This window comes from Tunturibacter psychrotolerans, assembly GCF_040359615.1.
In the GTDB taxonomy this organism is placed as follows: Bacteria; Acidobacteriota; Terriglobia; order Terriglobales; family Acidobacteriaceae; genus Edaphobacter; species Edaphobacter psychrotolerans.
Genome location: NZ_CP132942.1, coordinates 105,383 through 130,708, shown reverse-complemented (window position 1 = coordinate 130,708; position 25,326 = coordinate 105,383). Strand labels below are relative to the sequence as shown.

The following is a 25,326-nucleotide window of genomic DNA, read 5'->3' as shown; positions in this document are numbered from 1 at the left end:
GTAGGTGACGGTGTAGTTCGATAGATTCGCGCCAGATGCGACGGGGACGATTGGATAGGTTCCGATTGGCGATGACGTTGTTGCAGTCGTGGTCTCAGTGAAGGTGAAGGTGTCGCCGTTTTGGGCGCCAGCTGCAGATGCGGAGAAGGCCGGGTTAGCGGCGCCGAATGGACGGCTGGCATCGGCGGCGGTTACGGTGAGGGTGGCCGAGGTGATGGTCAATGTTCCGTTGACATAGACGACGTTGTAGTCGTTGATGTTGGCACCGGTGGCAACGGGAACGATCGAGTAGCTGCCCGTGGGTGAAGTGGCTGTGGCGGTGGTGCTCTCGGAGAAGGTGAAGGTGTCGCCGTTTTGGGCGCCGGCTGCGGATGCGGAGAAGGGCGGGTTCGGGGCTCCGTAGGCTCGGGTGGCGTTGGCAGCGGTGACGGTGAGAGTTACTTTGCCTATGGTGAGGGTTCCATTGGTGGCGACAACGGTGTAATTCGAGAGAGCGGTACCGACTGCAGTGGGAACGATGGGGTATGAGCCTGCAGGGGAAGTCGTCGTGGCGGTGGTGGAGAAGCTCTCGGTGAATGTATCTCCATTGACCGCTCCGGTAATGGTTCCTGTGAAGGTCGGATTGGCACTTCCGTAGGGCCGGTTGAAGCTATCAGCGGTGACGGTGAGGACGGCGGGGGTGATGGTGATCTGGGCGGAGGCGGACTGACCGGCGTAGTCGGTGGTGTCGGTGGGGGTGAAGGTGGCGATGACGGCGACCGCAGGGCCGACGTTCAACACACCGGCGGGGCTATAGGTGAAGCTTCCGGGGATGGTGGAGGTGGCCTGGAGGGTGGCGGATCCAAGGGCGGTGCCGTAGACGGCGGTCTGGTTCTTCCAGGTGATGGTGTAGGCGGAGGCGGTGGCCTGGGTGATGGTGAGGGTTCCGTTGACGTAGGTGAAGGTGTAGTTCTTGGCGGCGAGGGTGCCGGCGGCGGCGGTGATGGGGTAGCTGCCGACCGGGCTGGTGACGGTGTCGGTGGAGGTGAGCGATGCGGAGCCGGTGGTGGCCGAGGCGGTGGTGTCTCCGTTGACGAAGCCGGTGAGGGTGGCGGAGTAGGCGGGGTCAGCGGCCCCGAAGGCGCGGGTGGCGTTGTTGGCGGTGACGGTGAGGACGGCGGGGGTGATGGTGATCTGGGCGGAGGCGGACTGACCGGCGTAGTCGGTGGTGTCGGTGGGGGTGAAGGTGGCGATGACGGCGACTGCCGGGCCGACGTTCAACACACCGGCGGGGCTGTAGGTGAAGGAGCCGGGGATGCTGGAGGTGGCCTGGAGGGTGGCGGATCCGAGGGCGGTGCCGTAGACCGCGGTCTGGTTCTTCCAGGTGATGGTGTAGGCGGAGGCGGTGGCCTGGGTGATGGTGAGGGTTCCGTTGACGTAGGTGAAGGTGTAGTTCTTGGCGGAGAGGGTTCCTGCGGCAGCGGTGATGGGGTAGCTGCCGACGGGGCTGGTGACGGTGTCGGTGGAGGTGAGCGATGCGGAGCCGGTGGTGGCCGAGGCGGTGGTGTCTCCGTTGACGAAGCCGGTGAGGGTGGCGGAGTAGGCCGGGTCAGCGGCGCCGAAGGCGCGGGTGGCGTTGTTGGCGGTGACGGTGAGGACTGCGGGGGTGATGGTGATCTGTGCGGAGGCGGACTGTCCGGCGTAGTCGGTGGTGTCGGTGGGGGTGAAGGTGGCGATGACCGCGACCGCGGGGCCGACGTTCAACACTCCGGAGGGGCTATAGGTGAAGCTGCCGGGGATGCTGGCGGTGGCCTGGAGGGTGGCGGATCCGAGGGCGGTGCCGTAGACGGCGGTCTGGTTCTTCCAGGTGATGGTGTAGGCGGAGGCGGTGGCCTGGGTGATGGTGAGGGTTCCGTTGACGTAGGTGAAGGTGTAGTTCTTGGCGGCGAGGGTTCCTGCGGCGGCGGTGATGGGGTAGCTGCCGACCGGGCTGGTGACGGTGTCGGTGGAGGTGAGCGATGCGGAGCCGGTGGTGGCCGAGGCGGTGGTGTCTCCGTTGACGAAGCCGGTGAGGGTGGCGGAGTAGGCGGGGTCAGCGGCCCCGAAGGCGCGGGTGGCGTTGTTGGCGGTGACGGTGAGGACGGCGGGGGTGATGGTGATCTGGGCGGAGGCGGACTGACCGGCGTAGTCGGTGGTGTCGGTGGGGGTGAAGGTGGCGATGACGGCGACTGCCGGGCCGACGTTCAACACACCGGCGGGGCTGTAGGTGAAGGAGCCGGGGATGCTGGCGGTGGCCTGGAGGGTGGCGGATCCGAGGGCGGTGCCGTAGACCGCGGTCTGGTTCTTCCAGGTGATGGTGTAGGCGGAGGCGGTGGCCTGGGTGATGGTGAGGGTTCCGTTGACGTAGGTGAAGGTGTAGTTCTTGGCGGAGAGGGTTCCTGCGGCAGCGGTGATGGGGTAGCTGCCGACGGGGCTGGTGACGGTGTCGGTGGAGGTGAGCGATGCGGAGCCGGTGGTGGCCGAGGCGGTGGTGTCTCCGTTGACGAAGCCGGTGAGGGTGGCGGAGTAGGCCGGGTCAGCGGCGCCGAAGGCGCGGGTGGCGTTGTTGGCGGTGACGGTGAGGACGGCGGGGGTGATGGTGATCTGTGCGGAGGCGGACTGTCCGGCGTAGTCGGTGGTGTCGGTGGGGGTGAAGGTGGCGATGACGGCGACTGCCGGGCCGACGTTCAACACACCGGCGGGGCTGTAGGTGAAGGAGCCGGGGATGCTGGAGGTGGCCTGGAGGGTGGCGGATCCGAGGGCGGTGCCGTAGACCGCGGTCTGGTTCTTCCAGGTGATGGTGTAGGCGGAGGCGGTGGCCTGGGTGATGGTGAGGGTTCCGTTGACGTAGGTGAAGGTGTAGTTCTTGGCGGAGAGGGTTCCTGCGGCAGCGGTGATGGGGTAGCTGCCGACGGGGCTGGTGACGGTGTCGGTGGAGGTGAGCGATGCGGAGCCGGTGGTGGCCGAGGCGGTGGTGTCTCCGTTGACGAAGCCGGTGAGGGTGGCGGAGTAGGCCGGGTCAGCGGCGCCGAAGGCGCGGGTGGCGTTGTTGGCGGTGACGGTGAGGACGGCGGGGGTGATGGTGATCTGTGCGGAGGCGGACTGTCCGGCGTAGTCGGTGGTGTCGGTGGGGGTGAAGGTGGCGATGACCGCGACCGCGGGGCCGACGTTCAACACTCCGGAGGGGCTGTAGGTGAAGGAGCCGGGGATGCTGGAGGTGGCCTGGAGGGTGGCGGATCCAAGGGCGGTGCCGTAGACCGCGGTCTGGTTCTTCCAGGTGATGGTGTAGGCGGAGGCGGTGGCCTGGGTGATGGTGAGGGTTCCGTTGACGTAGGTGAAGGTGTAGTTCTTGGCGGAGAGGGTTCCTGCGGCAGCGGTGATGGGGTAGCTGCCGACGGGGCTGGTGACGGTGTCGGTGGAGGTGAGCGATGCGGAGCCGGTGGTGGCCGAGGCGGTGGTGTCTCCGTTGACGAAGCCGGTGAGGGTGGCGGAGTAGGCCGGGTCAGCGGCGCCGAAGGCGCGGGTGGCGTTGTTGGCGGTGACGGTGAGGACGGCGGGGGTGATGGTGATCTGGGCGGAGGCGGACTGACCGGCGTAGTCGGTGGTGTCGGTGGGGGTGAAGGTGGCGATGACTGCGACCGCAGGGCCGACGTTCAACACACCGGCGGGGCTATAGGTGAAGCTTCCGGGGATGGTGGAGGTGGCCTGGAGGGTGGCGGATCCAAGGGCGGTGCCGTAGACGGCGGTCTGGTTCTTCCAGGTGATGGTGTAGGCGGAGGCGGTGGCCTGGGTGATGGTGAGGGTTCCGTTGACGTAGGTGAAGGTGTAGTTCTTGGCGGCGAGGGTGCCGGCGGCGGCGGTGATGGGGTAGCTGCCGACCGGGCTGGTGACGGTGTCGGTGGAGGTGAGCGATGCGGAGCCGGTGGTGGCCGAGGCGGTGGTGTCTCCGTTGACGAAGCCGGTGAGGGTGGCGGAGTAGGCGGGGTCAGCGGCCCCGAAGGCGCGGGTGGCGTTGTTGGCGGTGACGGTGAGGACGGCGGGGGTGATGGTGATCTGGGCGGAGGCGGACTGACCGGCGTAGTCGGTGGTGTCGGTGGGGGTGAAGGTGGCGATGACGGCGACTGCCGGGCCGACGTTCAACACACCGGCGGGGCTGTAGGTGAAGGAGCCGGGGATGCTGGCGGTGGCCTGGAGGGTGGCGGATCCGAGGGCGGTGCCGTAGACCGCGGTCTGGTTCTTCCAGGTGATGGTGTAGGCGGAGGCGGTGGCCTGGGTGATGGTGAGGGTTCCGTTGACGTAGGTGAAGGTGTAGTTCTTGGCGGAGAGGGTTCCTGCGGCAGCGGTGATGGGGTAGCTGCCGACGGGGCTGGTGACGGTGTCGGTGGAGGTGAGCGATGCGGAGCCGGTGGTGGCCGAGGCGGTGGTGTCTCCGTTGACGAAGCCGGTGAGGGTGGCGGAGTAGGCCGGGTCAGCGGCGCCGAAGGCGCGGGTGGCGTTGTTGGCGGTGACGGTGAGGACTGCGGGGGTGATGGTGATCTGTGCGGAGGCGGACTGTCCGGCGTAGTCGGTGGTGTCGGTGGGGGTGAAGGTGGCGATGACCGCGACCGCGGGGCCGACGTTCAACACTCCGGCGGGGCTGTAGGTGAAGGAGCCGGGGATGCTGGAGGTGGCCTGGAGGGTGGCGGATCCGAGGGCGGTGCCGTAGACCGCGGTCTGGTTCTTCCAGGTGATGGTGTAGGCGGAGGCGGTGGCCTGGGTGATGGTGAGGGTTCCGTTGACGTAGGTGAAGGTGTAGTTCTTGGCGGAGAGGGTTCCTGCGGCAGCGGTGATGGGGTAGCTGCCGACGGGGCTGGTGACGGTGTCGGTGGAGGTGAGCGATGCGGAGCCGGTGGTGGCCGAGGCGGTGGTGTCTCCGTTGACGAAGCCGGTGAGGGTGGCGGAGTAGGCCGGGTCAGCGGCGCCGAAGGCGCGGGTGGCGTTGTTGGCGGTGACGGTGAGGACTGCGGGGGTGATGGTGATCTGTGCGGAGGCGGACTGTCCGGCGTAGTCGGTGGTGTCGGTGGGGGTGAAGGTGGCGATGACCGCGACCGCGGGGCCGACGTTCAACACTCCGGAGGGGCTATAGGTGAAGCTGCCGGGGATGCTGGCGGTGGCCTGGAGGGTGGCGGATCCGAGGGCGGTGCCGTAGACGGCGGTCTGGTTCTTCCAGGTGATGGTGTAGGCGGAGGCGGTGGCCTGGGTGATGGTGAGGGTTCCGTTGACGTAGGTGAAGGTGTAGTTCTTGGCGGCGAGGGTGCCGGCGGCGGCGGTGATGGGGTAGCTGCCGACCGGGCTGGTGACGGTGTCGGTGGAGGTGAGCGATGCGGAGCCGGTGGTGGCCGAGGCGGTGGTGTCTCCGTTGACGAAGCCGGTGAGGGTGGCGGAGTAGGCGGGGTCAGCGGCCCCGAAGGCGCGGGTGGCGTTGTTGGCGGTGACGGTGAGGACGGCGGGGGTGATGGTGATCTGGGCGGAGGCGGACTGACCGGCGTAGTCGGTGGTGTCGGTGGGGGTGAAGGTGGCGATGACGGCGACTGCCGGGCCGACGTTCAACACACCGGCGGGGCTGTAGGTGAAGGAGCCGGGGATGCTGGCGGTGGCCTGGAGGGTGGCGGATCCGAGGGCGGTGCCGTAGACCGCGGTCTGGTTCTTCCAGGTGATGGTGTAGGCGGAGGCGGTGGCCTGGGTGATGGTGAGGGTTCCGTTGACGTAGGTGAAGGTGTAGTTCTTGGCGGAGAGGGTTCCTGCGGCAGCGGTGATGGGGTAGCTGCCGACGGGGCTGGTGACGGTGTCGGTGGAGGTGAGCGATGCGGAGCCGGTGGTGGCCGAGGCGGTGGTGTCTCCGTTGACGAAGCCGGTGAGGGTGGCGGAGTAGGCCGGGTCAGCGGCGCCGAAGGCGCGGGTGGCGTTGTTGGCGGTGACGGTGAGGACGGCGGGGGTGATGGTGATCTGTGCGGAGGCGGACTGTCCGGCGTAGTCGGTGGTGTCGGTGGGGGTGAAGGTGGCGATGACGGCGACTGCCGGGCCGACGTTCAACACACCGGCGGGGCTGTAGGTGAAGGAGCCGGGGATGCTGGAGGTGGCCTGGAGGGTGGCGGATCCGAGGGCGGTGCCGTAGACCGCGGTCTGGTTCTTCCAGGTGATGGTGTAGGCGGAGGCGGTGGCCTGGGTGATGGTGAGGGTTCCGTTGACGTAGGTGAAGGTGTAGTTCTTGGCGGAGAGGGTTCCTGCGGCAGCGGTGATGGGGTAGCTGCCGACGGGGCTGGTGACGGTGTCGGTGGAGGTGAGCGATGCGGAGCCGGTGGTGGCCGAGGCGGTGGTGTCTCCGTTGACGAAGCCGGTGAGGGTGGCGGAGTAGGCCGGGTCAGCGGCGCCGAAGGCGCGGGTGGCGTTGTTGGCGGTGACGGTGAGGACTGCGGGGGTGATGGTGATCTGTGCGGAGGCGGACTGTCCGGCGTAGTCGGTGGTGTCGGTGGGGGTGAAGGTGGCGATGACCGCGACCGCGGGGCCGACGTTCAACACACCGGCGGGGCTATAGGTGAAGCTTCCGGGGATGGTGGAGGTGGCCTGGAGGGTGGCGGATCCAAGGGCGGTGCCGTAGACGGCGGTCTGGTTCTTCCAGGTGATGGTGTAGGCGGAGGCGGTGGCCTGGGTGATGGTGAGGGTTCCGTTGACGTAGGTGAAGGTGTAGTTCTTGGCGGCGAGGGTTCCGGCAGCGGCGGTGATGGGGTAGCTGCCTACGGGGCTGGTGACGGTGTCGGTGGAGGTGAGCGATGCGGAGCCGGTGGTGGCCGAGGCGGTGGTGTCTCCGTTGACGAAGCCGGTGAGGGTGGCGGAGTAGGCCGGGTCAGCGGCGCCGAAGGCGCGGGTGGCGTTGTTGGCGGTGACGGTGAGGACGGCGGGGGTGATGGTGATCTGGGCGGAGGCGGACTGTCCGGCGTAGTCGGTGGTGTCGGTGGGGGTGAAGGTGGCGATGACCGCTACTGCCGGGCCGACGTTCAACACACCGGCGGGGCTATAGGTGAAGCTTCCGGGGATGGTGGAGGTGGCCTGGAGGGTGGCGGATCCAAGGGCGGTGCCGTAGACGGCGGTCTGGTTCTTCCAGGTGATGGTGTAGGCGGAGGCGGTGGCCTGGGTGATGGTGAGGGTTCCGTTGACGTAGGTGAAGGTGTAGTTCTTGGCGGCGAGGGTGCCTGCGGCAGCGGTGATGGGGTAGCTGCCTACGGGCGAGGTGACGGTGTCGGTGGAGGTGAGCGATGCGGAGCCGGTGGTGGCCGAAGCGGTGGTGTCTCCGTTGACGAAGCCGGTGAGGGTGGCGGAGTAGGCGGGGTCAGCGGCGCCGAAGGCGCGGGTGGCGTTGTTGGCGGTGACGGTGAGGACGGCGGGGGTGATGGTGATCTGGGCGGAGGCGGACTGACCGGCGTAGTCGGCGGTGTCGGTGGGGGTGAAGGTGGCGATGACCGCTACTGCCGGGCCGACGTTCAACACACCGGCGGGGCTATAGGTGAAGCTTCCGGGGATGCTGGCGGTGGCCTGGAGGGTGGCGGATCCAAGGGCGGTGCCGTAGACCGCGGTCTGGTTCTTCCAGGTGATGGTGTAGGCGGAGGCGGTGGCCTGGGTGATGGTGAGGGTTCCGTTGACGTAGGTGAAGGTGTAGTTCTTGGCGGCGAGGGTTCCGGCAGCGGCGGTGATGGGGTAGCTGCCGACCGGGCTGGTGACGGTGTCGGTGGAGGTGAGCGATGCGGAGCCGGTGGTGGCGGAGGCGGTGGTGTCTCCGTTGACGAAGCCGGTGAGGGTGGCGGAGTAGGCGGGGTCAGCGGCGCCGAAGGCGCGGGTGGCGTTGTTGGCGGTGACGGTGAGGACGGCGGGGGTGATGGTGATCTGGGCGGAGGCGGACTGACCGGCGTAGTCGGTGGTGTCGGTGGGGGTGAAGGTGGCGATGACCGCTACTGCCGGGCCGACGTTCAACACACCGGCGGGGCTATAGGTGAAGCTTCCGGGGATGCTGGCGGTGGCCTGGAGGGTGGCGGATCCAAGGGCGGTGCCGTAGACGGCGGTCTGGTTCTTCCAGGTGATGGTGTAGGCGGAGGCGGTGGCCTGGGTGATGGTGAGGGTTCCGTTGACGTAGGTGAAGGTGTAGTTCTTGGCGGCGAGGGTGCCTGCGGCAGCGGTGATGGGGTAGCTGCCTACGGGCGAGGTGACGGTGTCGGTGGAGGTGAGCGATGCGGAGCCGGTGGTGGCGGAGGCGGTGGTGTCTCCGTTGACGAAGCCGGTGAGGGTGGCGGAGTAGGCGGGGTCAGCGGCGCCGAAGGCGCGGGTGGCGTTGTTGGCGGTGACGGTGAGGACGGCGGGGGTGATGGTGATCTGGGCGGAGGCGGACTGACCGGCGTAGTCGGCGGTGTCGGTGGGGGTGAAGGTGGCGACGACGGCGACCGCGGGTCCGACGTTCAACACACCGGCGGGGCTGTAGGTGAAGGAGCCGGGGATGGTGGAGGTAGCCTGGAGGGTGGCGGATCCAAGGGCGGTGCCGTAGACGGCGGTCTGGTTCTTCCAGGTGATGGTGTAGGCCGAGGCGGTGGCCTGGGTGATGGTGAGGGTTCCGTTGACGTAGGTGAAGGTGTAGTTCTTGGCGGCGAGGGTGCCTGCGGCAGCGGTGATGGGGTAGCTGCCTACGGGCGAGGTGACGGTGTCGGTGGAGGTGAGCGATGCGGAGCCGGTGGTGGCGGAGGCGGTGGTGTCTCCGTTGACGAAGCCGGTGAGGGTGGCGGAGTAGGCGGGGTCAGCGGCGCCGAAGGCGCGGGTGGCGTTGTTGGCGGTGACGGTGAGGACGGCGGGGGTGATGGTGATCTGGGCGGAGGCGGACTGACCGGCGTAGTCGGCGGTGTCGGTGGGGGTGAAGGTGGCGACGACTGCTACTGCCGGGCCGACGTTCAACACACCGGCGGGGCTATAGGTGAAGGAGCCGGGGATGGTGGAGGTAGCCTGGAGGGTGGCGGATCCAAGGGCGGTGCCGTAGACGGCGGTCTGGTTCTTCCAGGTGATGGTGTAGGCGGAGGCGGTGGCCTGGGTGATGGTGAGGGTTCCGTTGACGTAGGTGAAGGTGTAGTTCTTGGCGGCGAGGGTGCCTGCGGCAGCGGTGATGGGGTAGCTGCCTACGGGCGAGGTGACGGTGTCGGTGGAGGTGAGCGATGCGGAGCCGGTGGTGGCGGAGGCGGTGGTGTCTCCGTTGACGAAGCCGGTGAGGGTGGCGGAGTAGGCCGGGTCAGCGGCGCCGAAGGCGCGGGTGGCGTTGTTGGCGGTGACGGTGAGGACGGCGGGGGTGATGGTGATCTGGGCGGAGGCGGACTGACCGGCGTAGTCGGCGGTGTCGGTGGGGGTGAAGGTGGCGATGACCGCTACTGCCGGGCCGACGTTCAACACACCGGCGGGGCTATAGGTGAAGCTTCCGGGGATGCTGGAGGTGGCCTGGAGGGTGGCGGATCCAAGGGCGGTGCCGTAGACCGCGGTCTGGTTCTTCCAGGTGATGGTGTAGGCGGAGGCGGTGGCCTGGGTGATGGTGAGGGTTCCGTTGACGTAGGTGAAGGTGTAGTTCTTGGCGGCGAGGGTTCCGGCAGCGGCGGTGATGGGGTAGCTGCCTACGGGCGAGGTGACGGTGTCGGTGGAGGTGAGCGATGCGGAGCCGGTGGTGGCGGAGGCGGTGGTGTCTCCGTTGACGAAGCCGGTGAGGGTGGCGGAGTAGGCCGGGTCAGCGGCGCCGAAGGCGCGGGTGGCGTTGTTGGCGGTGACGGTGAGGACGGCGGGGGTGATGGTGATCTGTGCGGAGGCGGACTGACCGGCGTAGTCGGCGGTGTCGGTGGGGGTGAAGGTGGCGACGACTGCTACTGCCGGGCCGACGTTCAACACACCGGCGGGGCTATAGGTGAAGGAGCCGGGGATGCTGGAGGTGGCCTGGAGGGTAGCGGATCCAAGGGCGGTGCCGTAGACGGCGGTCTGGTTCTTCCAGGTGATGGTGTAGGCGGAGGCGGTGGCCTGGGTGATGGTGAGGGTTCCGTTGACGTAGGTGAAGGTGTAGTTCTTGGCGGCGAGGGTTCCTGCGGCGGCGGTGATGGGGTAGCTGCCGACCGGCGAGGTGACGGTGTCGGTGGAGGTCAACGCGGCCGAGCCGGTGGTGGCCGAGGCGGTGGTGTCTCCGTTGACGAAGCCGGTGAGGGTGGCGGAGTAGGCCGGGTCAGCGGCCCCGAAGGCGCGGGTGGCGTTGTTGGCGGTGACGGTGAGGACGGCGGGGGTGATGGTGATCTGGGCGGAGGCGGACTGACCGGCGTAGTCGGTGGTGTCGGTGGGGGTGAAGGTGGCGATGACTGCGACCGCAGGGCCAACGTTCAACACACCGGCGGGGCTATAGGTGAAGGAGCCGGGGATGGTGGAGGTAGCCTGGAGGGTGGCGGATCCAAGGGCGGTGCCGTAGACGGCGGTCTGGTTCTTCCAGGTGATGGTGTAGGCGGAGGCGGTGGCCTGGGTGATGGTGAGGGTTCCGTTGACGTAGGTGAAGGTGTAGTTCTTGGCGGCGAGGGTGCCTGCGGCAGCGGTGATGGGGTAGCTGCCTACGGGCGAGGTGACGGTGTCGGTGGAGGTGAGCGATGCGGAGCCGGTGGTGGCGGAGGCGGTGGTGTCTCCGTTGACGAAGCCGGTGAGGGTGGCGGAGTAGGCCGGGTCAGCGGCGCCGAAGGCGCGGGTGGCGTTGTTGGCGGTGACGGTGAGGACGGCGGGGGTGATGGTGATCTGGGCGGAGGCGGACTGACCGGCGTAGTCGGCGGTGTCGGTGGGGGTGAAGGTGGCGATGACCGCTACTGCCGGGCCGACGTTCAACACACCGGCGGGGCTATAGGTGAAGCTTCCGGGGATGCTGGAGGTGGCCTGGAGGGTGGCGGATCCAAGGGCGGTGCCGTAGACCGCGGTCTGGTTCTTCCAGGTGATGGTGTAGGCGGAGGCGGTGGCCTGGGTGATGGTGAGGGTTCCGTTGACGTAGGTGAAGGTGTAGTTCTTGGCGGCGAGGGTGCCGGCGGCGGCGGTGATGGGGTAGCTGCCTACGGGCGAGGTGACGGTGTCGGTGGAGGTGAGCGATGCGGAGCCGGTGGTGGCGGAGGCGGTGGTGTCTCCGTTGACGAAGCCGGTGAGGGTGGCGGAGTAGGCCGGGTCAGCGGCGCCGAAGGCGCGGGTGGCGTTGTTGGCGGTGACGGTGAGGACGGCGGGGGTGATGGTGATCTGGGCGGAGGCGGACTGACCGGCGTAGTCGGCGGTGTCGGTGGGGGTGAAGGTGGCGACGACTGCTACTGCCGGGCCGACGTTCAACACACCGGCGGGGCTATAGGTGAAGGAGCCGGGGATGCTGGAGGTGGCCTGGAGGGTAGCGGATCCAAGGGCGGTGCCGTAGACGGCGGTCTGGTTCTTCCAGGTGATGGTGTAGGCGGAGGCGGTGGCCTGGGTGATGGTGAGGGTTCCGTTGACGTAGGTGAAGGTGTAGTTCTTGGCGGCGAGGGTTCCTGCGGCGGCGGTGATGGGGTAGGAGCCGACTGGCGAGGTGACGGTGTCGGTCGAGGTCAGGGCCGCGGAGCCGGTGGTGGCCGAGGCGGTGGTGTCTCCGTTGACGAAGCCGGTGAGGGTGGCGGAGTAGGCGGGGTCAGCGGCGCCGAAGGCGCGGGTGGCGTTGTTGGCGGTGACGGTGAGGACGGCGGGGGTGATGGTGATCTGGGCGGAGGCGGACTGACCGGCGTAGTCGGTGGTGTCGGTGGGGGTGAAGGTGGCGATGACTGCGACCGCAGGGCCAACGTTCAACACACCGGCGGGGCTATAGGTGAAGGAGCCGGGGATGGTGGAGGTAGCCTGGAGGGTGGCGGATCCAAGGGCGGTGCCGTAGACGGCGGTCTGGTTCTTCCAGGTGATGGTGTAGGCGGAGGCGGTGGCCTGGGTGATGGTGAGGGTTCCGTTGACGTAGGTGAAGGTGTAGTTCTTGGCCGCGAGGGTTCCGGCAGCGGCGGTGATGGGGTAGCTGCCGACGGGCGAGGTGACGGTGTCGGTGGAGGTGAGCGATGCGGAGCCGGTGGTGGCGGAGGCGGTGGTGTCTCCGTTGACGAAGCCGGTGAGGGTGGCGGAGTAGGCGGGGTCAGCGGCCCCGAAGGCGCGGGTGGCGTTGTTGGCGGTGACGGTGAGGACGGCGGGGGTGATGGTGATCTGGGCGGAGGCGGACTGACCGGCGTAGTCGGTGGTGTCGGTGGGGGTGAAGGTGGCGATGACTGCGACCGCAGGGCCAACGTTCAACACACCGGCGGGGCTATAGGTGAAGGAGCCGGGGATGCTGGAGGTGGCCTGGAGGGTGGCGGATCCAAGGGCGGTGCCGTAGACGGCGGTCTGGTTCTTCCAGGTGATGGTGTAGGCGGAGGCGGTGGCCTGGGTGATGGTGAGGGTTCCGTTGACGTAGGTGAAGGTGTAGTTCTTGGCCGCGAGGGTTCCGGCAGCGGCGGTGATGGGGTAGCTGCCGACGGGCGAGGTGACGGTGTCGGTGGAGGTGAGCGATGCGGAGCCGGTGGTGGCGGAGGCGGTGGTGTCTCCGTTGACGAAGCCGGTGAGGGTGGCGGAGTAGGCGGGGTCAGCGGCCCCGAAGGCGCGGGTGGCGTTGTTGGCGGTGACGGTGAGGACGGCGGGGGTGATGGTGATCTGGGCGGAGGCGGACTGACCGGCGTAGTCGGTGGTGTCGGTGGGGGTGAAGGTGGCGACGACGGCTACTGCGGGTCCGACGTTCAACACACCGGCCGGGCTATAGGTGAAGGAGCCGGGGATGGTGGAGGTGGCCTGGAGGGTGGCGGATCCGAGGGCGGTGCCGTAGACCGCGGTCTGGTTCTTCCAGGTGATGGTGTAGGCGGAGGCGGTGGCCTGGGTGATGGTGAGGGTTCCGTTGACGTAGGTGAAGGTGTAGTTCTTGGCGGCGAGGGTTCCGGCAGCGGCGGTGATGGGGTAGCTGCCTACGGGCGAGGTGACGGTGTCGGTGGAGGTCAACGAGGCGGCGCCGGTGGTGGCCGAGGCGGTGGTGTCTCCGTTGACGAAGCCGGTGAGGGTGGCGGAGTAGGCCGGGTCAGCGGCGCCGAAGGCGCGGGTGGCGTTGTTGGCGGTGACGGTGAGGACGGCGGGGGTGATGGTGATCTGTGCGGTGGCGGACTGACCGGCGTAGTCGGCGGTGTCGGTGGGGGTGAAGGTGGCGACGACTGCTACTGCCGGGCCGACGTTCAACACACCGGCGGGGCTATAGGTGAAGGAGCCGGGGATGCTGGAGGTGGCCTGGAGGGTAGCGGATCCAAGGGCGGTGCCGTAGACGGCGGTCTGGTTCTTCCAGGTGATGGTGTAGGCGGAGGCGTTGGCCTGGGTGATGGTGAGGGTGCCCTGGACGTAGGTGAAGGTGTAGTTCTTGGCGGCGAGGGTTCCTGCGGCGGCGGTGATGGGGTAGCTGCCGACCGGCGAGGTGACGGTGTCGGTGGAGGTCAACGCGGCGGAGCCGGTGGTGGCGGAGGCGGTGGTGTCTCCGTTGACGAAGCCGGTGAGGGTGGCGGAGTAGGCCGGGTCAGCGGCGCCGAAGGCGCGGGTGGCGTTGTTGGCGGTGACGGTGAGGACTGCGGGGGTGATGGTGATCTGTGCGGAGGCGGACTGTCCGGCGTAGTCGGTGGTGTCGGTGGGGGTGAAGGTGGCGATGACCGCGACCGCGGGGCCGACGTTCAACACTCCGGAGGGGCTATAGGTGAAGCTGCCGGGGATGCTGGCGGTGGCCTGGAGGGTGGCGGATCCGAGGGCGGTGCCGTAGACGGCGGTCTGGTTCTTCCAGGTGATGGTGTAGGCGGAGGCGGTGGCCTGGGTGATGGTGAGGGTTCCGTTGACGTAGGTGAAGGTGTAGTTCTTGGCGGCGAGGGTGCCGGCGGCGGCGGTGATGGGGTAGCTGCCGACCGGGCTGGTGACGGTGTCGGTGGAGGTGAGCGATGCGGAGCCGGTGGTGGCCGAGGCGGTGGTGTCTCCGTTGACGAAGCCGGTGAGGGTGGCGGAGTAGGCGGGGTCAGCGGCGCCGAAGGCGCGGGTGGCGTTGTTGGCGGTGACGGTGAGGACGGCGGGGGTGATGGTGATCTGGGCGGAGGCGGACTGACCGGCGTAGTCGGTGGTGTCGGTGGGGGTGAAGGTGGCGATGACGGCGACTGCCGGGCCGACGTTCAACACACCGGCGGGGCTGTAGGTGAAGGAGCCGGGGATGCTGGAGGTGGCCTGGAGGGTGGCGGATCCAAGGGCGGTGCCGTAGACCGCGGTCTGGTTCTTCCAGGTGATGGTGTAGGCGGAGGCGGTGGCCTGGGTGATGGTGAGGGTTCCGTTGACGTAGGTGAAGGTGTAGTTCTTGGCGGAGAGGGTTCCTGCGGCAGCGGTGATGGGGTAGCTGCCGACGGGGCTGGTGACGGTGTCGGTGGAGGTGAGCGATGCGGAGCCGGTGGTGGCGGAGGCGGTGGTGTCTCCGTTGACGAAGCCGGTGAGGGTGGCGGAGTAGGCGGGGTCAGCGGCGCCGAAGGCGCGGGTGGCGTTGTTGGCGGTGACGGTGAGGACGGCGGGGGTGATGGTGATCTGGGCGGAGGCGGACTGACCGGCGTAGTCGGTGGTGTCGGTGGGGGTGAAGGTGGCGATGACTGCGACCGCAGGGCCAACGTTCAACACACCGGCGGGGCTATAGGTGAAGCTTCCGGGGATGGTGGAGGTGGCCTGGAGGGTGGCGGATCCAAGGGCGGTGCCGTAGACGGCGGTCTGGTTCTTCCAGGTGATGGTGTAGGCGGAGGCGGTGGCCTGGGTGATGGTGAGGGTTCCGTTGACGTAGGTGAAGGTGTAGTTCTTGGCGGCGAGGGTGCCGGCGGCGGCGGTGATGGGGTAGCTGCCGACCGGGCTGGTGACGGTGTCGGTGGAGGTGAGCGATGCGGAGCCGGTGGTGGCCGAGGCGGTGGTGTCTCCGTTGACGAAGCCGGTGAGGGTGGCGGAGTAGGCGGGGTCAGCGGCCCCGAAGGCGCGGGTGGCGTTGTTGGCGGTGACGGTGAGGACGGCGGGGGTGATGGTGATCTGGGCGGAGGCGGACTGACCGGCGTAGTCGGTGGTGTCGGTGGGGGTGAAGGTGGCGATGACGGCGACTGCCGGGCCGACGTTCAACACACCGGCGGGGCTGTAGGTGAAGGAGCCGGGGATGCTGGAGGTGGCCTGGAGGGTGGCGGATCCGAGGGCGGTGCCGTAGACCGCGGTCTGGTTCTTCCAGGTGATGGTGTAGGCGGAGGCGGTGGCCTGGGTGATGGTGAGGGTTCCGTTGACGTAGGTGAAGGTGTAGTTCTTGGCGGAGAGGGTTCCTGCGGCAGCGGTGATGGGGTAGCTGCCGACGGGGCTGGTGACGGTGTCGGTGGAGGTGAGCGATGCGGAGCCGGTGGTGGCCGAGGCGGTGGTGTCTCCGTTGACGAAGCCGGTGAGGGTGGCGGAGTAGGCGGGGTCAGCGGCCCCGAAGGCGCGGGTGGCGTTGTTGGCGGTGACGGTGAGGACGGCGGGGGTGATGGTGATCTGGGCGGAGGCGGACTGACCGGCGTAGTCGGTGGTGTCGGTGGGGGTGAAGGTGGCGATGACGGCGACTGCCGGGCCGACGTTCAACACACCGGCGGGGCTGTAGGTGAAGGAGCCGGGGATGCTGGAGGTGGCCTGGAGGGTGGCGGATCCGAGGGCGGTGCCGTAGACCGCGGTCTGGTTCTTCCAGGTGATGGTGTAGGCGGAGGCGGTGGCCTGGGTGATGGTGAGGGTTCCGTTGACGTAGGTGAAGGTGTAGTTCTTGGCGGAGAGGGTTCCTGCGGCAGCGGTGATGGGGTAGCTGCCGACGGGGCTGGTGACGGTGTCGGTGGAGGTGAGCGATGCGGAGCCGGTGGTGGCCGAGGCGGTGGTGTCTCCGTTGACGAAGCCGGTGAGGGTGGCGGAGTAGGCCGGGTCAGCGGCGCCGAAGGCGCGGGTGGCGTTGTTGGCGGTGACGGTGAGGACGGCGGGGGTGATGGTGATCTGGGCGGTGGCAGACTGACCGGCGTAGTCGGTGGTGTCGGTGGGGGTGAAGGTGGCGATGACGGCGACCGCAGGTCCAACGTTCAACACACCGGCCGGGCTATAGGTGAAGCTGCCAGGGATCGAGGCAGTGGCCTGGAGGGTGGGCGAGCCGAGGGCGGTGCCGTAGACCGCGGTCTGGTTCTTCCAGGTGACGGTGTAGGCCGAAGCGGTCGCCTGGGTGATGGTCAGGTTGCCCTTCACGTAGGTGAAGGTGTAGTTCTTGGCGGCGAGCGTACCTACGGTGGCGGTGATGGGGTAGCTGCCGACGGGCGAGGTGACGGTGTCGGTGGAGGTGAGCGATGCGGAGCCGGTGGTGGCCGAAGCGGTGGTATCGCCGTTGACGAAGCCGGTGAGGGTGGCGGAGTAGGCCGGGTCAGCGGCCCCGAAGGCGCGGGTGGCGTTGTTGGCGGTGACGGTGAGGACGGCGGGGGTGATGGTGATCTGTGCGGAGGCGGACTGTCCGGCGTAGTCGGTGGTGTCGGTGGGGGTAAAGGTGGCGATGACGGCGACCGCGGGGCCGACGTTCAACACTCCGGAGGGGCTATAGGTGAAGCTGCCGGGGATCGAGGCAGTGGCTTGCAGGGTGGGCGAGCCGAGGGCGGTGCCGTAGACGGCGGTCTGGTTCTTCCAGGTGACTGTGTAGGCCGAAGCCGAAGCCTGGGTGATGGTGAGGGTGCCCTGGACGTAGGTGAAGGTGTAGTTCTTGGCGGCGAGGGTTCCTGCGGCGGCGGTGATGGGGTAGGAGCCGACTGGCGAGGTGACGGTGTCGGTCGAGGTCAGGGCCGCGGAGCCGGTGGTGGCCGAGGCGGTGGTGTCTCCGTTGACGAAGCCGGTGAGGGTGGCGGAGTAGGCGGGGTCAGCGGCGCCGAAGGCGCGGGTGGCGTTGTTGGCGGTGACGGTGAGGACGGCGGGGGTGATGGTGATCTGGGCGGTGGCAGACTGACCGGCGTAGTCGGTGGTGTCGGTGGGGGTGAAGGTGGCGATGACGGCGACCGCAGGTCCAACGTTCAACACTCCGGAGGGGCTATAGGTGAAGCTGCCGGGGATCGAGGCAGTGGCCTGGAGGGTGGGCGAGCCGAGGGCGGTGCCGTAGACGGCGGTCTGGTTCTTCCAGGTGACGGTGTAGGCCGAAGCCGAAGCCTGGGTGATGGTCAGGGTGCCCTGGACGTAGGTGAAGGTGTAGTTCTTGGCGGCGAGGGTTCCTGCGGCGGCGGTGATGGGGTAGGAGCCGACTGGCGAGGTGACGGTGTCGGTCGAGGTCAGGGCCGCGGAGCCGGTGGTGGCCGAGGCGGTGGTGTCTCCGTTGACGAAGCCGGTGAGGGTGGCGGAGTAGGCGGGGTCAGCGGCGCCGAAGGCGCGGGTGGCGTTGTTGGCGGTGACGGTGAGGACGGCGGGGGTGATGGTGATCTGGGCGGTGGCAGACTGACCGGCGTAGTCGGTGGTGTCGGTGGGGGTGAAGGTGGCGATGACGGCGACCGCAGGTCCAACGTTCAACACACCGGCCGGGCTATAGGTGAAGCTGCCAGGGATCGAGGCAGTGGCCTGGAGGGTGGGCGAGCCGAGGGCGGTGCCGTAGACCGCGGTCTGGTTCTTCCAGGTGACGGTGTAGGCCGAAGCGGTCGCCTGGGTGATGGTCAGGTTGCCCTTCACGTAGGTGAAGGTGTAGTTCTTGGCGGCGAGCGTACCTACGGTGGCGGTGATGGGGTAGCTGCCGACGGGCGAGGTGACGGTGTCGGTGGAGGTCAACGAAGCGGAGCCGGTGGTGGCCGAAGCGGTGGTATCGCCGTTGACGAAGCCGGTGAGGGTGGCGGAGTAGGCGGGGTCAGCGGCCCCGAAGGCGCGGGTGGCGTTGTTGGCGGTGACGGTGAGGACGGCGGGGGTGATGGTGATCTGTGCGGAGGCGGACTGTCCGGCGTAGTCGGTGGTGTCGGTGGGGGTGAAGGTGGCGATGACTGCGACCGCGGGGCCGACGTTCAACACTCCGGAGGGGCTATAGGTGAAGCTGCCGGGGATCGAGGCAGTGGCTTGCAGGGTGGGCGAGCCGAGGGCGGTGCCGTAGACGGCGGTCTGGTTCTTCCAGGTGACTGTGTAGGCCGAAGCCGAAGCCTGGGTGATGGTGAGGGTGCCCTGGACGTAGGTGAAGGTGTAGTTCTTGGCGGCGAGGGTTCCTGCGGCGGCGGTGATGGGGTAGGAGCCGACTGGCGAGGTGACGGTGTCGGTCGAGGTCAGGGCCGCGGAGCCGGTGGTGGCCGAGGCGGTGGTGTCTCCGTTGACGAAGCCGGTGAGGGTGGCGGAGTAGGCGGGGTCAGCGGCGCCGAAGACGCGGGTGGCGTTGTTGGCGGTGACGGTGAGGACGGCCGGGGTGACGGTGATCTGTGCGCTGGCAGTCTGAACGGCGTAGTCGGCGGTGTCGGTGGGGGTGAAGGTGGCGATGACGGCGACGGCAGGGCCGACGTTCAACACACCAGTCGGGCTATAGGTGAAGGACCCGGGGATGGAGGTGGTGGCCTTGATGCCGGTGCCGATGGCGGTGCCGTAGACGATGGACTGGTTGGGCCAGGTGATGGTGTAGGTTCCCTTGTTGATCGTGAGGGAGCCGTTGACGTAGGTGAAGGTGTAGTTGGTGGAGGCGAGTGTGCCGGGTGCAGCAGTGATGGTGTAAGTGTTAGCGGTTGCGGGAGCTGCCGGGTTGGTGGTCAAGGACGGAGCGCCGGTGGTAGCTGAGGCGGCGGTGTCTCCGTTGACGAAGCCGGTGATGGTTGCCGTATAGGTTGGGTCGGCGGTGCCGTAGGGGATGGTGTAGCTGTTGGCGGTGACGGTGAGGTTGACCGCGGTGACGGTAAGGGTTCCGTTGACGTAGACGACGTTGTAATTGCCGATGTTGGTGCCCGAAGCAGTAGGAACGATATTGTAGGTTCCGGCTGGGCTGCTCGTCGTGGCAGTGGTGGACTCGGAGAAGGTGAAAGTATCACCGCTCGCGGCGCCTGCGGCGGTTGCGGTGAAGGTTGGATTCGCTGCTCCATAGGCGCGGGTCGCGTTGCCTGCGGTGACGGTGAGAGTGCCCTTGGTGATGGTGAGGGTTCCGGTGACGTAGGTGAAGGTGTAGTTAGTAGAGGCGAGCGTTCCCGGTGCAGCGGTGATGGTGTACGTGTTAGCGGCTGACGGGGCTGCTGGGGTGGTGGTCAAAGACGGAGAGCCAGTGGTGGCTGAGGCGGTGGTGTCGCTGTTGACGAAGCCGGTGATCGTGGCGGCGTAGGTCGGGTCTGCGGTGCCGTAGGGGATGGTGTAGCTGGTTGCCGTTACGGTGAGGTTGGCCTTGGTGACGGTGAGGGTCCCGTTGACGTAGACGACGTTGTAGTTGGCGAGGTTGGTGCCTGAGGCCGTCGGAACGATGTTGTAGGTGCCGACTGGCGAGGTAGCGGTGGCGGTGGTGGTCTCCGAGAAGGTGAAGGTGTCACTGTTTACAGCACCGGTGGCAGAGGCGGTAAAGGGTGGGTTAGCTGCTCCGTAGACGCGGGTGGCGTTGCCTGCAGTGACGGTGAGAGTGCCCTTGGTGATTGTGAGGGTTCCGGTGACGTAGGTGAAGGTGTAGTTAGTGGAGGCGAGCGTTCCCGGTGCAGCGGTGATGGTGTAGGTGTTCGGAGCAGATGGAGCCGCAGGAGTGGTGGTCAGTGACGGAGAGCCTGTGGTGGCTGAGGCGGTGGTGTCGCCGTTGACGAAGCCGGTAATGGTTGCTGTGTATGCCGGGTCAGCGGTGCCGTAGGGGATGGTGTAGCTGCTGGCGGTGACAGTGAGGTTTGCCGCGGTGACGGTGAGGGTGCCGTTGACGTAGACGACGGTGTAATTTGCGAGGTTGGTGCCTGCAGCGGTGGGGACGATGTTGTAGGTGCCGACTGGGGAGGTGGCGGTCGCGGTGGTGGTTTCCGAGAAGGTGAAGGAGTCACCATTCATGGCGCCGGTGGCGGAGGCGGTGAAGGCTGGGTTCGCTGCGCCGTAGATGCGGGTGGCGTTGCCGGCGGTGACGGTGAGAGTGCCCTTGGTGATGGTGAGCGAACCGGCAACGTAGGTGAAGGTGTAGTTGGTGGAGGCCAGGGTGCCGGCTGCGGCGGTGATGGTGTAGGTGTTCGGAGCAGAAGGAGCCGCTGGGGTGGTGGTCAGCGACGGAGAGCCAGTGGTGGCTGAGGCGGTGGTGTCGCCGTTGACGAAGCCGGTGATGGTTGCTGTGTAAGTGGGATCTGCGGTGCCGTAGGGGATGGTGAAGCTGTTGGCCGTAACGGTGACGTTGGCTTTGGTGATCGTGAGGATGCCGTTGACGTAGACGACGTTGTAGTTGGCGAGGTTGGTGCCTGAAGCCGTCGGAACAATGTTGTAGGGGCCCACTGGCGAGGTGGCGGTGGCGGTGGTGGTCTCTGAGAAGGTGAAGGAGTCACCATTCATGGCACCAGTGGCGGAGGCGGTGAAGGGTGGGTTAGCTGCTCCATAGACGCGGGTGGCGCTGCCTGCGGTGACGGTGAGAGTGCCCTTGGTGATGGTGAGGGAGCCGTTGACGTAGGTGAAGGTGTAGTTGGTGGAGGCCAGGGAGCCGGCGGCAGCGGTGATGGTGTAGGTGTTCGGAGTAGAGGGAGCGGCAGGAGTGGTGGTCAGTAACGGAGAGCCTGTGGTGGCCGTTGATTGTGTGTCTCCGTTGACGAAGCCGGAGATGGTAGCCGCATAAGTTGGATCTGCGGTGCCGTAGGGGATGGTATAGCTGCTGGCGGTGACGATGAGGTTACGCTGATCGACAACTATTTGAACGGAGGCCGTTGCGGTGGTGTAGTCGGTAGTGTCGGTTGGGGTGAAGGTGACGGTGAGAGTGTGGGGGCCCGCAGAGAGAATGGTGCCTGCGGCCGGGCTGTATGAGAAGGTTCCTGCCACAGAAGCTGTCGCGTTCAATTGGCCGGCGGGAGCTTGAACAAGTGCCGTACCGTAGGTGATGTCGGCTGGATTTGCCCAGGTGATGACCGGGGTCGCTTTGGTGATCGAGAGCGTTCCCGTTGCGAAGGTCAAACTGTAGTTGGACGACGCGAGCGTTCCGGGGCCAGCGGTGATGATGTAGTTGTTCACCGTAGTGGGAGACGCCGGAGTGGTCGTCAAAGTGGGATTGCCTGTGTAAGCGGTCGAAGCGGTATCACCGTTGACGTAGCCGGTTACGGTGTAGGTGTAGGGAGGAACTGCTGTTCCGTAGACGGCCGTTTCGTTGTTAGCTGTGAAGAGCAGAGCTTGTTTGTTGACTACGAGGTTTACGGTTGCCGTGGCCGTTCCAAAGGCCGGGTTGGTTGGTGTGAACTGTACGCTGAGAGGGTTGGTACCTACCGGGAGAACCGTTCCTGCGGGGGGCGTGTACACATAGCTGCCAGGGATGACGGTCGGAGTCGCAGCGGTGTTGACCGCCATCGCCACGATGACAACGTTGCGGTTGTTTGGGAGAGTGATGCTCTGTACGGTTCTCGTGTTGTCGAGTGGAATTTGATAGCCGTAGAGGGCGACGGTATTACCGGTCCGGCCGCCACTGCCAGTGTTGATGTATGGAGTCTCATTCACGAGGCTCTCGCCGGTGTTGTAGACGTAATGCGTCCAACTGCTGAGACTTATTGTGGCGAATGCGGTGGTTCCATCGGTATAGGTGATGGTGAAACGTTGTGCGGTCTGTCCGTCTGTAGTTGCAGCGCCGATCATGGTTAGACCGGAGAAGACTCCCTGGGGAAGGGCGATGGTAGTGCTGGTGACGGCGTCCGGAAGATTTGCCGGTCCAAGGGAATAGGTCTGGCCATTCCAAGTGAGAGAGGTGCCGACCTGGTTCGAGGAGTAAGCGTTTCCGGCGTTATCAAAGCCTCCGGTTGAGAACACAGATCCATCCGACTGGAAGGCGTTGACGCGATAGTACGACGCGAGTGAGACGGAAGTTACGCTGGGAGTGGTCTCAGCGACGGCGTCGAGCTGTGTGGAGCTGAGCGGAGTGCCGTATGTGATTGGGGCTGGGGTGGGCCAGACGATTACAGTCGAACTTGCTGGATTGACGAGCAGAGGTACAGATCCGGTGGCGGGGGTGTAGTTGGTCGTGTTAGTCGGGGTGAAGCTGGCATTGAGAGTGTTTTCTCCAGTCGGTAGAACCGTGCCAGATACTGGGTTATAAACGAGATTGCCCGGAATGGGAGGAGAGACCATGTCCATGGCGAGGATCGAAACATCTCCTGGTCCGTTGTATGCGGGGAGCGTGATGCTCGCAGCAATTTTCGAGCTATTGAGCGGAATCTGATAGCCATAGACGCAGGTCAAGTGGGCATCCTGACCGCCACTGGAGGTGTCGCGGTACGGGACGCACGTTATTTCGGATTCGCCGGAGTAGTTCAGTGGGAAGACCCAGTCACTCAGGCTTTGAGTGAAGGTCGAAGTCGTTCCGTCGGTATAGGTGATGATGAATGGATTGGCCGCGGTAGTGTTGTTGACCATCGCGCCAAGCAGGTTAATGCTGGCATAGAATCCAGCCGGCAGGGGGATGGTCAGCGTAGTGCCTGTGCTGCTTAGTCCGGCAACTGCATCGGGTGCGTTGGCAGGTCCCAACTGATAGGTGATGTTGTTCCATGTGACGGAAGTTCCCAGCAGATTCGCCGAGTAGGAGTTACCGCTTTGATCGAAGCCACCGCTAAAAGTCCTGCCATCGCTGTTGATCGCGTTGAGGTTGTAGTACGAGCTCAACGGGACTGGCGTGTAGACGGCCACCGTAGCGTCAAGCTGAATATTGCTCAGCGGGGTGGGGTAGGTGATGGGCGCGGGCGACGGCCAGTTGATCTGCGGGTTTGCCTGGTTGACGACGAGGGTGACGCTGCTGGTCGCAGAGTTGTAATTTGCGGCGTTCGCGGCGCTCGGCGTGAAGGTAACGTTAAGCGTATACGTGCCGATCGGCAACAATGTGTATTGGGCGATGCTGTAGGCAAAGGTTCCCGCAACTGTCGTCGTTGCGTTCAGCTGCATGGGCGATACCAGCGTGCCATAGGCGATCGGTGCTGGAGTAGGCCATGTGATGACGGGCGTCGCCTTCGTGACCGAATAGTTGACGGCGGAAGATGTGCTGGTTACAAAGTTCTTGTCACTGTTCGACAGGTTGTAACTTGCCGTGAGGCTATCGATTCCTTCAGGCAAGGAGGTCACGTTGAAGGTTGCGACTCCGCTAGTAAGCTTGCTGGTACCCAGAACGGTGGTGCCATTCAAGAAGGTGACGAGATCGTTGTTCGTGGTGTAGTTGCCCAGAGAGAAGGGAGTCAACGTCGCAGAGAGCACAACCTGCTGGCCGAAAGGGGTCGTCGAGGGATTGGTTCCCAGCAGGGTCAAGGTTGAAATCGGGGTTCCGGTGAGACCTAAGGTCGTAGAGGTACTTGTTTTGAAGAAGGTCTCTCCCGGATAAAGCGCGTCGACGTTGTGTGTGTTGGCTGCTCCTTGAGGGACGTTGGGTGTGTTGAGAGTCGCCTTCGCGGTTTGGGTGATCTGGTCGATCAGGATCGAGACTTTACCGTTGCCCGTAGTTGGGTTTGGCGTTGGCGTCGCAATGTCTGGAAATCCGTCGCTGTTGAAGTCTCCTGCCAGAGTCGCGGTTCCATTCACTCCAACCGAGAAACTGGCTGGGGCTCCAAAAGTTCCGTCGCCATTTCCGAGCAGAACACTCTGCGTCTGGTTGCCGGTTCCGGCTGGATTTACAACCGTGAGGTCGGCGATGCCGTCACCGTTGAAGTCTGCGAGTGCGATTGCGGTCGGGCCAGTTCCAGCAGCGTAGGCTACGGCTGTTTTGAAGGTCTTGGTCGCGTCGCCAAGAAGGATGCTGACCTTGTTATCGCCCGAGCTGCTGATGGCAAGATCGATTAGTCCATCGCCGTTGAAGTCTCCGGCGACGAGACCCATGGGAGACGTGCCGGCAGCGAAGGGGGAGCCTGTGGGCTGGGTGAAACCGCCTGTGCCATTGCCTTCGAGAATGCTGACCGTGTTCGAGCCTTTGTTGGTCACAGCCAGATCGAGATTCGTGTCGGAGTTAAAGTGCGAGACGATCAGACTGGTGGGAGTGGTCCCGACGGCGATGGGCGAGCTGAGGGCTTGGCTGAAAGTTCCTGGGTCGACGCTGCTGTTGAGAAGAATCGTGACGTTGTTGCTCGTCTGATTTGCGATGGCCAGGTCGGCGTTTCCATCGTCGTTGAAATCGCCAACAGCGACCGCTACTGGTCCGGTTCCGACGTTGTAGTTGACCGCTGTCTGGAATCCACCGCCCGCCTTACCCAGAAAGATGCTTACATTGTTACTGCCGAAGTTGGCTACTGCGATATCGAGAATGCCGTCGCTGTTGAAGTCCCCCACTGCTACACCCGTTGGGGTCGTTCCGGCGGTCAGCGCGGTTGGAGCGGCAAAGGTTCCGGTGCCGGTGCCAAGGAAGATATTGACGCTGTTCCCGGAGGCGACGGCGATGTCCAGAGTGCCGTTGTTATTAAAGTCGCCCAGAGCTGCGCCTCGCGGCGGAGTTGTTGTGAAGGCGTTGGTGACCGTGGCAGCGGGGAATGTCTGCGTGCCTACTGGTGTCCCCAATGGCGCTGTGCCGAAGACGTAGTTGCCGTTCGAGGTGTCCTGAAAGGACACGGGAGCGGAAGGAGCGAGCTGCATTCCACCTTTGGCAGCGACGACGGAAGCGGTCAGGACGTAGTTGCTGACGGTGCCTGTGCTGGAGAGGCTTGTTGTAGTTGTGTAAGCGGTGCCGGTTACGGTGAGGGGTTGCGGAGAGGAGGTGCTGGTTGCGTAGAGAGTGGTGCCGCTGAAGATGGCTTTGTAGCTATGATTTCCGATGGCGGGCACAAAATGCAGGACGGCGGTGCCGCCGGAGGTCAGTTGAGCCGTTCCAAGGACGGCTGAGTTTACGCAGAAGGCAGCCGTAGCATCGCAGAAAGTGACCAAACCGGGGGAGACAGCTCCGCCTAAACCGTTCGCGACAGTGGCTGTGAAGGTCACGACGGTTCCGTTGGCAACGGAGGATGAAGATAAGGTTAGATCGGTCGTCGTTAAGGCGCCAAAAGCAAAGCTGGCTGGCGTGGCTGTCGTCGCCAGAAGCAAGGCGAGCACGGTCAT

General features: G+C 65.9%; 1 protein-coding gene (running past one end of the window). It reads right to left on the bottom strand.

The genetic code is table 11. The annotated features are described in order from the left end of the window. Nucleotides 1-25,326 carry the 5' portion of a beta strand repeat-containing protein gene (locus tag RBB77_RS00435; RefSeq protein ID WP_353064215.1) on the bottom strand. It extends 4,359 nt beyond the left edge of the window, so the window shows 25,326 of its 29,685 coding nt (coding positions 1-25,326); it begins with the start codon at nt 25,324-25,326; its stop codon lies off the left edge, out of view.